This is a genomic window from Segatella asaccharophila, from assembly GCF_054687055.1.
Genome location: NZ_BAACAN010000001.1, coordinates 59,931 through 74,680, shown reverse-complemented (window position 1 = coordinate 74,680; position 14,750 = coordinate 59,931). Strand labels below are relative to the sequence as shown.

The 14,750-nt window shown below is 45.6% G+C and carries 11 protein-coding genes; 4 read left to right on the top strand and 7 right to left on the bottom strand.

The genetic code is table 11. The annotated features are described in order from the left end of the window. Nucleotides 1–19 precede the first annotated feature (19 nt). Complete coding sequence (locus ACYRYG_RS00265; protein WP_460197279.1) at nt 20–1,690, bottom strand: glycoside hydrolase family 43 protein; 1,671 nt, start codon at nt 1,688–1,690, stop codon at nt 20–22. Continuing rightward, on the bottom strand, nt 1,687–2,808 hold the full coding sequence (locus ACYRYG_RS00260) for a hypothetical protein (protein WP_293426690.1): 1,122 nt from the start codon (nt 2,806–2,808) through the stop codon (nt 1,687–1,689). The genes ACYRYG_RS00265 and ACYRYG_RS00260 overlap by 4 nt, the downstream gene beginning before the upstream one ends. 164 nt (nt 2,809–2,972) lie before the next feature. Here ACYRYG_RS00260 and ACYRYG_RS00255 point away from each other — a divergent pair, with 164 nt between their 5' ends. Further along, entirely contained in the window at nt 2,973–4,163 is a 1,191-nt protein-coding gene (locus ACYRYG_RS00255) for an ATP-binding protein (protein WP_293415772.1), read from the top strand. A gap of 211 nt (nt 4,164–4,374) precedes the next feature. After that, nucleotides 4,375–7,965: a pyruvate:ferredoxin (flavodoxin) oxidoreductase gene (gene nifJ / locus ACYRYG_RS00250; RefSeq protein ID WP_293415774.1), complete on the top strand. Its 3,591-nt coding sequence runs from the start codon at nt 4,375–4,377 to the stop codon at nt 7,963–7,965. Between the two features lie 394 nt (nt 7,966–8,359). Here nifJ and ACYRYG_RS00245 read toward each other — a convergent pair whose 3' ends face one another. The 3 genes from ACYRYG_RS00245 to ACYRYG_RS00235 all read right to left on the bottom strand — a co-directional run bounded on the left by ACYRYG_RS00245 (nt 8,360) and on the right by ACYRYG_RS00235 (nt 10,095). Further along, nucleotides 8,360–8,812 carry a DUF4293 domain-containing protein gene (locus ACYRYG_RS00245; protein WP_293415776.1) on the bottom strand — a complete coding sequence of 151 codons (453 nt, stop codon included), beginning with the start codon at nt 8,810–8,812 and terminating at the stop codon, nt 8,360–8,362. Beyond that, the gene (locus ACYRYG_RS00240; RefSeq protein ID WP_293415778.1) at nt 8,812–9,159 is read right to left on the bottom strand and encodes a DNA-directed RNA polymerase subunit omega; all 348 of its coding nucleotides are present in this window, start codon (nt 9,157–9,159) and stop codon (nt 8,812–8,814) included. Before ACYRYG_RS00240 ends, ACYRYG_RS00245 begins: the two co-directional genes overlap by 1 nt. 78 nt (nt 9,160–9,237) lie before the next feature. Then, entirely contained in the window at nt 9,238–10,095 is an 858-nt protein-coding gene (locus ACYRYG_RS00235; protein WP_293415780.1) for an outer membrane protein assembly factor BamD, read from the bottom strand. A 158-nt stretch (nt 10,096–10,253) separates the two neighbouring features. Here ACYRYG_RS00235 and uvrB point away from each other — a divergent pair, with 158 nt between their 5' ends. Beyond that, nucleotides 10,254–12,281 carry an excinuclease ABC subunit UvrB gene (uvrB, locus tag ACYRYG_RS00230; protein WP_293425204.1) on the top strand — a complete coding sequence of 676 codons (2,028 nt, stop codon included), beginning with the start codon at nt 10,254–10,256 and terminating at the stop codon, nt 12,279–12,281. Between the two features lie 179 nt (nt 12,282–12,460). On the opposite strand, the gene ACYRYG_RS00225 is transcribed toward uvrB, so the two are convergent. Then, nucleotides 12,461–12,742, bottom strand: coding sequence for a winged helix-turn-helix domain-containing protein (locus ACYRYG_RS00225; RefSeq protein ID WP_293417436.1), 282 nt, complete (start codon nt 12,740–12,742; stop codon nt 12,461–12,463). Then, complete coding sequence (locus ACYRYG_RS00220) at nt 12,742–13,350, bottom strand: hypothetical protein (protein ID WP_293417365.1); 609 nt, start codon at nt 13,348–13,350, stop codon at nt 12,742–12,744. Before ACYRYG_RS00220 ends, ACYRYG_RS00225 begins: the two co-directional genes overlap by 1 nt. Before the next feature lie 608 nt (nt 13,351–13,958). Between ACYRYG_RS00220 and ACYRYG_RS00215 the strand changes: the two genes are divergently transcribed. Further along, the gene (locus tag ACYRYG_RS00215; protein WP_293417368.1) at nt 13,959–14,738 is read left to right on the top strand and encodes a DUF4468 domain-containing protein; all 780 of its coding nucleotides are present in this window, start codon (nt 13,959–13,961) and stop codon (nt 14,736–14,738) included. Nucleotides 14,739–14,750 lie beyond the last annotated feature (12 nt).

Below are 14,750 nucleotides of genomic sequence, written 5' to 3'. Positions count from 1 at the left end.
GGGAAGGGCGTCGTATAAGTCACCTGGTTATTCTGAACCAGTCGATGTCCAGCCACCCCCGGTTTGACTTCCCGGCAGGTTTTTCAGCCACGAATCCGATCTTGGCGCCGACCCATTTCCCTTGTCGCATCCGGAAGGAATTTCCCACCTCTTTGAAATTCGTCCCATCCGTACTCCAGAAGAAACGCACCTGGCCATCTCTGACAGCCATGCGCAAATAACCGGCCTCATGGAGGCCTTCCTGATAGCCATTATGATCTTTTGAGGTCGGAGGTAAGGAGAACAGTGATCGGACCATTTCTTTCCCTCCCTGATCCGCCTGACGACAAGTAATCTGCTGGAGTTGGAACCTGTCCCCTGCCCGTGCAAGAACGAGCGCACTATAGTCCAGTCCCATCATGATGATTCCCCCATACTGCCTGTCTTCCTTTGCCGTAAATTCCACTTTTGCGGTTGCCGTAAACCGGTCCGCAGGCGTTTTCTGCAAGAGTAAGTTCGGAATGTCCCAGATCGTCCCGTCTGTGCCATAAGAAAAAAGGCGGAACACTCCAAGAGAGGTAGGCATCCCGAAGGTCTGGTCATAATCCGCCTGCCATTGCCATTGTAATCCGAGGCGAGGAGAATTGAATTCATCCGATTCCTGAGGATTTTCCTTGACTGTTCCGCCGGCAGTCCTGGGTTTACGATACCGGAGAACCGGCTCGCCACAATAGCCGTTGGAGGGGATCTTACCGATGACCGGCCAATTATCCTTCCAGTGGACAGGCTCCAGGAAAACGACACGACCATAGGCCCCTTTATCCTGAAAGTGGATAAACCAGTCTTCTCCGAAAGCCGTATGGATCCAGGCTCCCTGATGGGGACCATTAACCTTTGTCCGGCCTTGTGCAAGTACCTTTTTCGCCTCATACGGCCCAAAAGGTGACCTGGAACGCATGGCCAACTGAAAACCGGAGGAAACACCTCCTGCGGGGCACAATATCCAGTACCACCCCTGACGCTTATAAAATTTGGGGCCCTCGCAGGTACGATTCTCTGTTCCGTTTCCATCAAATACGATGACGGGATTGCCCACCGGCTCCGTCCCTCCAGCATTCAGTTCCCGTACAGTCAGCACACTGGCAAAATGTGTGCGGCTGTTAGCCCAGGCATTGACCAGATAGCAACGGCCGTCATCATCCCATAACGGGGTCGTGTCTATCATGCCCTTGCCAGGAATGACACAATGAGGAGCAGTCCATGGTCCTTCCGGATCCTTGGAGCTCACCATGAACACCCCATAGTCAGGATCTCCCCAATAGATATAGAATTCACCATTATGGTACCGGATACTGGGCGCCCATACCCCATTGCCATAAGACGGTTTAGAGAATACGCTGTCAGGTGCTATCTTCTGAATGGCATGGCCAATGATCTCCCAGTTGACCAGATCTCTGGAATGTAATACCGGCAGTCCTGGAATACAGTTGAAAGAACTTGCCGTCATATAGTAATCCTCTCCCACGGCAATAACATCAGGATCACTGTAATCAGAATTAATCACCGGATTGATGTAGGTTCCGTCTCCCTGGTCCGGGCTCCACACCTGACTGACATAAGGCTGGACAGCCTGGGCTTTTCCAGAGAGGGAAAAGATCGGCATGAATGTGAGAAGTGCCGCAGCACAGAAAGAATAAAAATTTTGTTTCATAGATTAGTTGTTTTAAAGTTTGTTCCTGATTCTATCCTTAATTGATAATGATGACCATCAAACACCACCTTCATCGATCCATGCACATAACGCGACAACACCAGGGCTACATGGCCCATGGTACGGCGGAGATTTAATTCACATACGTGGATGCTGTCCTCGCAGCAACCGGAAGAGTCATCACGAACCAGCATAAAATCCACACCGAAAGGACCTGTATAACGGCCACGGATATTTCCAGCAACGATTTCCTCCACTTTTCGGCGGCAGGATCTCAAACTGAGGCCAACAGTTCCCCTCATCAGGAGCTGTTCTTTATCCTTCTCGTCTGCCAGCAGGTTTCCGACATAGGAAGAGCCTCTGGTCTGAAAAAGATTCAGTCCAAGATAGCGCACCGTACCCTCAGCAGTAGCCTCAAATTCCATTGCGAAATCCTTGACCTTATGATAACAGGGCTCAACCAGACAAGGATAGGGCATGCCGGGAACGGAAGGTGAACGGGACAGGTCGACGAAATGCACTCCCCTCCCGGAACTGCTCCAGGGAGTCTTCAAGACAGCTCTTCCTCCATGTCTCTCTATACTGGACCGTAATTCCTCCGGGGTATTCACTTCGTCTACATGATCCTGGAGAAGGACACGCCAGTATTGGCGGGAGGATAATATGCGAATCCATCGTTCATTGAAAAGCAGCTGGCCTTCATCCGCTGCCCCCGCCTCTGGCACGAACCGGGCCTCTGCGATCTGCGGCCCCAGCAACCGGCTGATGACGGGCCGGTCCCATCCCCACGGCAGGATCTGATGATGAAGACGGGCCAACTCTCCCCCCTGGCAGGGAATCTTCTCAAAAGAGGTCAAGGTCTTAAACTCGGAAGACTGGGGGGTAATAAAATGGACAGCCGGCAAATCGACGGGCAGCAGTGCTTGCAAAAGGGACCGGGAAGCCGTGGCTGCAGAAATGTCATCCACCACCACATAGTCTCCGCTATCGGCCCATATCGCAGGTATCCAGTTGAGGTCATGACACAACTGCATAGCGGCCTTGGGTGGTGTATACTGCCACTGATTACAGGCCAAGGCAAGGTCATGCTCGGGATTAAAGATATGCAATCTTTCCATAGTACTCTGCAAAGATAAGAAAAATCAGTGAAGAATTAAATCTAAAAAAAACTAAAATTACAATATTTTGCTATCTTGGGGTTGCAAATCAGAAAATATGTATTATCTTTGCAAGAGGAACTCGAAAATGATTTAAAGACAAATCTTACAAACGCACTCTGATTATGGAAGATGCTTTCTTTCGCACGCATACCTATCTTCTGGAACATACTCATGCACCAGTACGCCGTACTTTGATGGACGAAATCGACTGGAACGACCGGATGATTGGCATTGTAGGTACAAGGGGCGTAGGGAAAACAACCTTCCTTTTACAGTATGCTTTAGAAAAATTTGGCTGCAATGATCCCCGGTGTTTGTATATCAATATGAACAACTTCTATTTCCAGGGACACAGTATTACGGATTTTGCGGGAGATTTTGTCAAAGACGGAGGGAAGGTACTGCTCATTGACCAGGTATTCAAGCACCCGGAATGGAGCAGGGAGCTACGTAAATGCTATGACCTCTACCCCGACCTGAAAATCATATTCACGGGAAGCAGTGTCATGAGGCTCGAAGAAGACTACCCGGAACTGAAGGGAATCGTCAAGAGCTATGACCTGTGGGGATTTTCCTTCCGGGAATTTATCAACCTTCAGACCGGTAATAATTTTCACCCCTATGCACTGGATGAAATTCTGGAAAACCATGAGCATATCATCAAGGATATCTTACCTGAGGTCAGTCCTATAAAGTACTTCCAGGATTATATCGAGCATGGCTTCTACCCTTTCTTCCTGGAACATCGTGACTTCTCGGAGAATCTACTGAAAACAATGAATATGATGACGGAGGTGGACATCCTGCTCATCAAACAGATAGAGTTGAAATATCTCACGAAAATCAAGAAACTCTTCTATCTTCTAGCGGTAAGTGGTCCCAAAGCACCGAATATCAGCAAACTAGCGTATGGCATCAAGACCAGTCGTGCAACGGTCATGAACTATATCAAATACCTTGCAGATGCACGACTCATCAATATCATCTATCCACAAGGACAGAGATTTCCTAAAAAACCTGCGAAGGTGATGATGCAGAACCCCAACCTGATGTATGCCATCTATCCGGTAAAAGTAGAAACCCAAGAACTGATGGAGACCTTCTTCATCAGTGCATTATGCAAAGATCATATCGTAAATATTGGCCCGAAAGGTCATTATTTTATGGTTGATGACCGACTTAAATTCAAGATCTGTGATGCAAAAGCACCGGGAAAACTGAGATTGAATCCGGATATTATTTATGCCCGTTATCATACGGAAGTAGGAAGGGGGAAACAGATACCACTCTGGCTATTAGGATTTCTATACTAAAACACTTTGAGTGACCAAACAACAAGAGAAAACAAAACAGATAAGTAAAGGATCAGGTTTCATCCTAAGAAAGGAGTAAAATCCTTGGAACAGATATGCCGAAACGACAACATCCATCTTTCGAAAGAAAGGAGAACACAAGAATATCTGCTGACTGAATCCTTGAAATCAATAAGTAAATATAAAAACAGATTAATTTATCATTTAAAAAATGGCTAAAGAAAAAAAGTTTATCACATGTGATGGTAACACAGCTGCTGCTCATGTAAGCTATATGTTTACTGAAGTAGCTGCCATTTATCCTATTACTCCGTCATCTCCAATGGCAGAGCATGTAGATGAATGGGCTGCCAAAGGGCGTAAGAACCTCTTCGGGCAGACGGTTACAGTTCAGGAAATGGAATCTGAAGGTGGTGCTGCCGGTGCCGTCCACGGGTCCTTGCAGGCAGGTGCACTGACGACAACCTTCACGGCTTCACAGGGACTTCTGCTGATGATCCCTAACATGTACAAGATTGCGGGAGAACTCCTCCCTGCAGTGTTTGATGTAGCTGCACGTTCAGTAGCTACTCATGCATTGAGTATCTTTGGAGACCAGTCAGATGTCATGGCCTGTCGTCAGACCGGCTTTGCCATATTCTGCTCAGGATCAGTACAGGAAGTAATGGACCTGACAGCTGTTCCTCATCTGTCAACATTGAAGACAAGCGTTCCTTTCATCAATTTCTTTGATGGCTTCCGTACCTCTCACGAATACCACAAGATTGAGGAAATCGACCAGGACGCCTTGGCTAAGTTGGTTGATCCGGCTGACATCAAGCACTTCCGTGACCGTGCGCTCTCTCCGGAACGTCCTGTCACACGGGGTACTGCCGAGAACCCTGAGACCTTCTTCACACACCGTGAGGCATGTAACAGCTACTATGATAAGGTTCCTGGAGTCGTAGAGCATTATCTTGGTGAAATTTCCAAGATTACGGGTCGCGAATATCACCTTTTCAACTATTATGGAGCCCAAGATGCTGAGAACATCATCATTTTGATGGGATCGGCTTCAGAGCCAGCGCGTGAAGCTATCGACTATTTGAACAAACAGGGCAAGAAAGTCGGTATGGTTTCCGTTCACCTCTTCCGTCCGTTCTCAGTAGATTTCCTCAGAAAGGCTATCCCGGCTACCGTAAAGCGCATAGCAGTGCTTGACCGTACCAAGGAACCTGGAGCTGAGGGTGAGCCTCTGTATCTGGATGTCAAGAGTGCCCTCTATGAGGATCCTCGCAAACCGGTGATTGTCGGTGGCCGTTACGGATTAAGTTCTGCGGATACTACTCCGGCAGACATTATCTCAGTATTCAACAATCTGGAAATGCCGGAACCGAAGAATCACTTTACGGTAGGAATCGTGGATGATGTCACGTTCACTTCTCTGCCCAAAGTACCTGAAATTCCGATGGGTGGCGACTCCGTCTTCGAGGCAAAGTTTTACGGTTTAGGAGCCGATGGTACTGTAGGTGCCAACAAGAACTCTGTTCAGATTATCGGTAATAATACCAATAAATACTGCCAGGCTTACTTCTCTTACGACTCTAAGAAATCCGGAGGTTTTACCTGCTCACACCTGCGTTTCGGTGATGATCCGATTCACTCGTCTTATCAGGTGAACACTCCAAACTTCGTTGCTTGCCATGTACAGGCATATCTGTATATGTATGACGTGACACGCGGGCTTCGCAAGAACGGTACTTTCCTGTTGAACACGATCTTCGAGGGTGATGAACTCGTTAACTTCATTCCGAATAAGGTAAAGCGCTATTTCGCAAAGAACAATATCAAAGTTTATTATATCAATGCTACGAAGATTGCTCATGAAATAGGACTGGGAAACCGTACCAACACGATCCTTCAGAGTGCCTTCTTCCGCATCACAAAGGTTATTCCTCTGGATCTTGCCGTCAATCAGATGAAAGCATTCATCGTCAAGTCTTACTCCCGTAAGGGCCAGGACGTTGTCGACAAGAACTACCAGGCTGTTGACCGCGGTGACGAGTATAAGGAGCTTACGGTAGACCCAGCATGGGCTAACCTGAAAGATGAAGCAAAGAAAGAGGATGATGCTCCTGCATTCGTTAAGGAGCTTGTCCGTCCTATCAATGCGCAGGCAGGTGATCTGCTGAAAGTCTCAGACTTTTTCAAGAATGGGACTACTGATGGCACCTGGCAAAATGGCACATCTGCATACGAGAAGCGTGGTGTAGAGGCTTTTGTCCCGGTATGGAATTCCGAGAATTGTATCCAGTGTAACAAATGTGCTTTTGCTTGTCCTCATGCAGCCATCCGTCCATTCGTGATGGATGATGAAGAAGTAAAGGGTTGCAAGGGAGACACTATTCCTATTCTGGCACCGCAAGCTATCAAGGGTATGCACTTCCGTCAGGAAATTTCCGTCATGGACTGCCTCGGCTGTGGTAACTGTGTGGATATTTGCCCGGGCAAGAAGGGAAACAAGGCATTGTCTATGGTTCCTTTCAGAACGGATGATCCTAAGATGGTCGCAGAAGCTCAGAACTGGGACTGGCTGGTAAAGAATGTATCCAGCAAGCAGAATCTCATTGACATCAAGTCAAATCCGAGAAACAGTCAGTTTGCTACTCCTCTGTTTGAGTTCTCCGGTGCCTGTGCAGGCTGCGGTGAGACTCCTTATGTGAAGTTGGTCAGCCAACTCTTCGGTGACCGTGAAATGATTGCCAACGCAACAGGCTGCTCTTCTATCTATTCTGCATCTATCCCCGCCACTCCTTACACGACGAATGCCAAGGGACAGGGCCCTGCTTTTGACAACTCCCTGTTTGAAGACTTCAGCGAATTCGGTCTGGGAATGGTCCTGGCTAACAAGAAGATGAAAGAGCGTATCACGATGCTGCTGAACGAACTGATGGAGAAAGACAGCACCTCTGCTGATTTCAAGGCTGCCGCCCAGAAATGGATTGAGAACAAGGAAGATGCTGATGGCTCCAAAGCTGCAGCAGCTGAACTGAAGCCGTTGATAGAGAAAGGTGCCCAGGAAGGCTGCCCGATCTGTACGGAACTCAAGACTCTTGAACATTACCTGGTAAAGCGCAGCCAGTGGCTGATCGGTGGTGATGGTGCATCATACGATATTGACTATGGTGGTCTTGACCACGTGCTCTCTACCGGTGAGGATGTCAATGTGCTCGTGATGGATACCGAGGTTTATTCCAATACTGGTGGCCAGAGCTCTAAGGCTACTCCTCTGGGGGCTATCGCACAGTTTGCTGCTCAGGGTAAGCGTGTCCGCAAAAAGGATCTGGGACTGATGGAGACCACCTACGGGTATATCTATGTAGCTCAGATTGCTATGGGTGCCAACAACAACCAGACCTTAAAGGCCATCCGCGAAGCAGAAGCTTATCATGGTCCTTCACTGATCATCGCATACTCTCCATGTATCAATCATGGCCTGAAGCGTAAAGGTGGCATGGGCAAGAGCCAGAGAGAGGAAGCTCTCGCCGTAGAGTGTGGCTACTGGCATCTGTGGAGATATAATCCGGAACTGGCCATGGAAGGCAAGAATCCGTTCCAACTCGACTCAAAAGAGCCTGAATGGGATAAATTCCGTGACTTCCTTCTGGGTGAGGTTCGTTACCTGTCGGTGAAGAAAGCATACCCTAACGAGGCTGAAGAACTCTATGCTGCTTGTGAACGCATGGCAAAGATCCGGTATCAGAGCTATGTCCGTAAGAGCAAGGAGGACTGGAGTGACAGTCTGGAGCAGGAAAACAAATAAACTTTCCCGCTGATTATTATAAAAGTCCGCAACTTTCCGGTTGCGGACTTTTTTATCTCTGCCCTTCCCTTACCCTTGAATTGATCTGTCAGCTATTAATCATCTTTTATTCACAACATGAACCGAACAATAGAAACAGTGATCTCTATGATGCGAGGACAAATGCTTCCCACAGGGTGACAGGGTACAGGGTAAAGGCCGGCAATGCCATTAATACGGCAAGCAGCAAAGCAAATGATAAATGATACTAGTCACCAAACCGCTCCGGAAAACCCTTGAAGGATTCAGACTATAATCAGATGAATAGAAACGTTCAACCCCCGTAATGTTAAAAGTCACGGGGGTTGAACGTTATAAAATCCCACTCTTATTCAAAAAGGATCATCTAGTAATCTCAGCGGATACGATCAGCAGCCCTCAAGAGTTTTTCATCCTTTCTTATGCCGCCGCGGGCCAAAAGATAGAAAATGACCGCTACCAAAGGAAGGCAAACTGTCCACGCAAAGTGAAAAGTACCCTCGGCATTGAATTCATGAAAGACAACATGTAAGAAATAGGCATACCAGACCACGCACAAAACGATACAGGTCCAGCACAGTTTAACCTGCAACTTCCGCCTGTGGAAAAGGAAGACTGCTGCTATATTCAAGGGACAGGTCAGCAGTAAGACAGCAAATAATGGCCATTCAGGATAAACAGCCTTCAAAGGACCATGCAATCCTATATTATAAACAACTGTATCCACTCCCATTCCCCTTGGTTCTATAGTTCCTAAAGAAAGACCCAGACAGAGAATGGTCGCCACCAAGGCCAACAAGAGATAAAGAGATTGTCTACGCTGTAACATCAGAGCCTCTCATTCTGCTTCTCATCCTTATCCTTAGAAGGATCACGCCAATACACTTTACCCTCAATAAATTCCTGGGTAGCCAACAGTGTTGATTTAGGTAACTTTTCATAGTAACGGGAAATCTCTATCTGCTCCCGATTTTCAAACACTTCCTCAAGAGAATCGTTGTAGGAAGCAAATTCAGCCAGTTTCTTATCCAGATCCTGCTTGATTTCCTGAGCTATCTGATTGCTGCGCTTGGAGATAATCACAACACTCTCATAAATGTTGCCGGTATCTTTCCACAACTCTTCAACATTTCGTGTCACGGTAGTCACCGGAGCTTTTGACTTTTTATAATCCATATCTAAACTGAAAATTGAAAGAATGGCCTGTCGTCATTCTATATTTATATTCCTTGTTGTTAACAACTTCACAGATGCTTAATCTGCCAGCGGATTGATGTTCTTATGAGTAGAGAGAAACTGCTTGCACTCGGCAATATAATCCTTGGCCTCGGTACGCATCTTGCTGTCCGGATATTCATTGAGGAAACCATAGCATTCATCTTCGGCATCCTCAAACCGCTGATACTGCTTGCTGGGAACACTCATCTTCGCCAGTTCATACTTACTCTTCATAATAAGGATGGAAAAAGCCTCACGCTTATTGCTATATGGATAGTCATTCAAAGCATTTTGAGCCGTGATGATGCAAGCCATATAATTGTTCCCTCCTTCAGTGCAATTTCCAAAATAAGGACCAAGGTCATAATAGAGTTTGGCGGAATCATACTCCTTCTGCACTAATTTATCCTGTAACTGAAACAACCGCTTCTGTGCCAGGGTTTTCATTTTTGCATCGGGAAACAAATCAAGATATTCCTGAAAGGCAGCAATCGCCAGCACAGTCTTGCTCTGGTCCAGCCGGGGTTCAGGAGTACTCTGGTAAAGACTTTCACCTGCATAGTATTCAGCCATCTCAGCGTAAAAGCCCTTCGGATAGGATTGATAGTATTTCTTGAAATAATCAGAAGCTGTCTCATAATCCTTCATGCAATACTCGGCCATCGCTAACATATAAAGGCTTTCCTGCGCATTGTCAGTACCTTTTTCAATGGTCACCAGCTCTTGCAGTAAGGTGACGGCACGCGAATATTTGCCATTGGCAAAACACTCCTTGGCATACTCATACTTATATGAATAGTCACTTGTCTTGTATACTTGATTGAACTCATGGGCACAGCTGGAGAGCAGGATCACAACCGTGAAGGACAAGACGGCAAAGATTGATTTCTTCATTATGATGCTTTTTGAATTGCAAAGTTACTCACTTTTCTGCTATTCACAAAGTAAATACTTTAATTTTTAGCATTTTATTACGAATCAATCACTCTTAAAGCAATCTTTTTAGTAAATTTGCAAGAATACATAAAAAGGATTAAAAGTTTCAGGAGAAAATGAATTTCAAACTCACAGCAAAATACAAACCTACCGGCGATCAGCCTCAGGCAATCAAACAACTAATAAAAGGTATCCGGGAAGGCGATCCGGCACAAGTCCTCTTAGGCGTCACCGGATCAGGTAAAACCTTTACCGTCGCCAACGTCATTGCCAGCATCAACAGGCCCACCCTTGTCCTGAGTCACAACAAGACCCTGGCTGCCCAACTCTACCAGGAGATGAAGGGATTCTTTCCTGACAATGCCGTGGAATACTATGTCTCCTATTATGATTATTACCAGCCTGAAGCCTACATCCCGTCTACGGACACTTATATAGAGAAGGATCTGGCGATCAATGACAACATTGACAAACTGCGGCTGAGCGCTCTTTCCGCCTTGCTCTCCGGACGAAAAGACGTTATCGTCGTATCCTCGGTCTCCTGTATCTACGGTATGGGAGGACCAGTGGCCATGCAACAGAGCATCATCAAACTGAAACGTGGAGAGAAGATGGACAGGAATGATTTCCTGCGTAAATTGGTCGATGCACTCTACGTGAGGAACGATATAGAACTCAAACGGGGTAATTTCCGTGTGAAGGGGGATACCGTGGACATCTCTATGGCTTATTCCGATAATATTCTTCGTGTCACCTGGTGGGACGATGAGATCGACTCCATAGAGGAAGTGGACGCGGTGTCCTTCCATCGTATAGAATCTTTCGATAACTATGAAATCTATCCGGCTAATCTCTTTATTACAACTAAAGACCAGACGGTAAGGGCTATCCGGGAAATCCAGGATGACCTGGTCAAACAAGTAGATTACTTTAAGGAAATCGGTGATCCTATCAAGGCCCAGCGGATTAAGGAACGGGTGGAATACGATATGGAAATGATGAAGGAACTAGGTCATTGCTCCGGTATCGAAAACTACAGCAGGTATTTTGATGGACGTAAAGCCGGCCAGCGCCCTTACTGTCTCCTGGACTTTTTCCCGAAAGACTATCTGATGGTCATCGATGAGAGCCATGTCAGCATTCCACAGATCAATGCGATGTACGGCGGAGACCGTGCCAGGAAGAAAAACCTGGTGGAATACGGGTTCCGGCTGCCGGCTGCCTTCGACAACAGACCTCTGAAGTTTGATGAGTTCCATTCCCTGATCCATCAAGTGATCTACGTGAGCGCCACACCGGCAGACTATGAACTGAACGAGGCTGAAGGGGTCGTAGTGGAACAACTCATCCGTCCGACAGGGCTCCTGGATCCTGAAATAGAAGTCCGTCCTTCCGAAAACCAGATTGATGACCTGATGGACGAGATCCTTACACGAAGTCATCATAAGGAACGGGTGCTCGTCACGACACTTACCAAACGAATGGCAGAGGAACTTACGGAATATCTGCTGGAACATGAAATCAAGGCAGCTTATATCCACAGCGATGTAGCTACCCTGGACCGGGTCAAGATCATGAACGACCTTCGGGCAGGGGTCTATGATGTGCTGGTAGGAGTCAACCTGTTGCGTGAAGGACTTGACTTGCCGGAAGTTTCCCTTGTCGCCATCCTGGATGCAGACAAGGAAGGATTCCTCCGCAGCCACCGCAGTCTGACTCAGACCGCCGGCCGTGCAGCCAGGAACATACATGGGAAAGTGATCATGTACGCTGATACGATCACCGAGAGCATGCAGAAAACCATCGATGAGACCAACCGCCGCAGAACGATCCAGATGAAATATAATGAAGAGCATCATATCGTCCCTAAACAGATTGTCAAAGCCATCAACACCGACCTGCCTATCGGAAATTCAAAAGAAGGACAGGGCCCGGAAACAACGGCACAACCCTATATAGAACCGTCAGAGGGTGCCTTTGCAGCTGATCCCATCGTGAAACGTATGACGCGCCCTCAACTGGAAAAGAGTATCGCTGATACAAAATCCCAAATGCAACAGGCAGCCAAGGAACTCAACTTCATTCAGGCTGCTCAATACCGTGACGAGATCATCCGCCTGCAAAAACAACTGGAACTGAAATAGGCTTGGCTTTATCCACTATACATCACACTAATTCCAGTATATATCATGTCAATGCCATTACCAGGCCGTGGAGACATCATTACCAAGCCGTGGAGACATCGTTACCAAGCCGTGGAGACATATCTACCACCGCCTGGTAATCAAAGTGTCGGTATCTGTTCCGAAAAAGATCACATAAATCAAGGCAAGTAGCTCTTCAAAGCATCAATATAATCAGAAAAAGCCTTTCGGCCCTTTCCTGTTATCCGGCAGGTCGTATGAGGTCTTTTCCCAACAAAATCTTTTTTCACTTCAATATAATCAGCCTGTGATAATTTATCAATCTGCACACTCAGATTACCAGCTGTTGAGTTTGTTTTCTCTTTCAGATAAACGAAATCAGCTTCATCTACTGAAATAAGAATTGACATAATAGCCAATCTGAGTTGTGAATGCAATAATGGATTTAGATCTTTGAACATCATTTATGCATTTTGTAATTCAATATATGCCCAGGGATAACCATAGAAACAATGAATGCAAAACTCATCAAAAGATTCAACAAGATATTCGGAATATTATTCATTATAGCCACCAACATATAAAAGGCTATCAACTGGCTCACCAACGGTAAAAAGGTCATCCACTTATCCTTCAAAATGATCCCAGTAATAGAAACACCTATATTCACATAAATCAGAGATAACGGCATCATAAGAATCATAAGAATGTAATGGGTATGAAAGATAACGACGAATATCCACAAAGAGACAAACGTGATGGCAAACATCAGTCCCATAATCTGCCACACTCGTTGAATTGCTTTACCGGTATAGGTAATAACATCCGGTTTCTTTGCTTTCCAAGACACAAATGCCCAACATGCAAACATCAGGCACCATCCCCAACTATACAAGTTGTTGTGGGTAAAAAGTGACAGCAGAAAAATCACGATCCCCAATGCAACCGTGAAATATCCATACATCAAGAATTTATTCCCCCGCCCTACTTCAAGATTCTCTTTTGTTGATTGAATCATCCGAGTAATCAGCTCTAAACTTTCTTTTTCAGTTAATTTTTTTTCTTCCATTTTTTCAATTATTTATTATTATACAATACTTTACAAAATCTTTAACCTATCGCTCTACACTGCTTAACCACTTATGTGCATCATCAAAAACACCTTTAAATAAGCCTGTGACACTGAACCTTCTTATCCGAATTAAATTTTTATATCTCATGCTTTGATCTCTATTTCCATTAGTAATTTGCTATTCAACTTAACTCTACAACCACTTAAGTCCAGCAAATAAATAAGTTTGTTTCATAAACTATATTTGTAAAAAACAAAGGATACTTAAGCATCCTTTTAATACAGGATGCAAATGTAAATAAGTTTATTGTATAAACCAAATATTCTGACCAATTGATAGAGAAAAGAGATGTTTATTACGAATATTTAACATCTTCAACGTTAATCTAGCTTTAAAACGATAGTTGATGTCATTCTGCAGAAAATGATCAAGAATCCAACTTATTCAGACCTGGTCTTTTTGCAAGTATTTTTTTCTTCCTGCATACAACATGCAAAAACGGAAAAAGGCAGAAAAGACAAAAGTTAAATATTACTTAATCAACGGGGAATCAAATATATTTTGTTACTTTTGTAACTTATCAATATCAGATATAAAAAAAATCATGAAGCAAGCATTTACTATCATCCTGTTATGCTTTCCCCTACTGGTGGGAGCCAGTTCTGTCGAGGGGAACCAGCCGGCACCGGGGAAAATAGAAATAACCACTTTACAAGATACCGTAAAGGCAAAAAATGCAAGTCCGGCTGACTGGACCATACCAGGGCAGACAACAGCCCGGACAGCAACCACAAAGGAATCCGGAGGGAAAGAAAAAAACCCTGAAACCCAACACGCCGTCAAATTAAAAGAAAACCCGAAATATCTCGCAGGAGCAGTCCCGACAGACAAAGAAGGAAAGATTATTTTTACGTTGGATGAGCGTATCCCCGGCCGGAATGAGGAGGAGATCTATGATTCCGTTTATCACTATTTAAGTCAACTGACCAAAGGCAAAGATGAACTAAAGGGAAGCAGGATTGCATTAGTAAGCACAAGCAGAGGAGTTATCGCCGCGCCCATAAAGGAGTGGATGACCTTCAAAAGCACTTTCCTTTCCGTAGACAGGGCGCAGTTCATGTATACGATCATAGCCCAGTGCAGCGACCAACATCTGAAAATGACCATAAGCCGTCTCAGCTACATCTATGAAGAGGGGCGCCCCGGAGGGTTCTACTCCCCCGCCGAGGAGATCATCACAGACAAATATGCCTTGACAAAGAAGAAAAATGATCTGGCCAGAATGTATGGAAAATTCCGCAAGTATACCATTGACCGTAAAGATGAAATCTTCAAGCAGGTGACGGACATGTTCCGCAACGAGGAAGACAAATCATCGCATTAAATTAAAGATCCA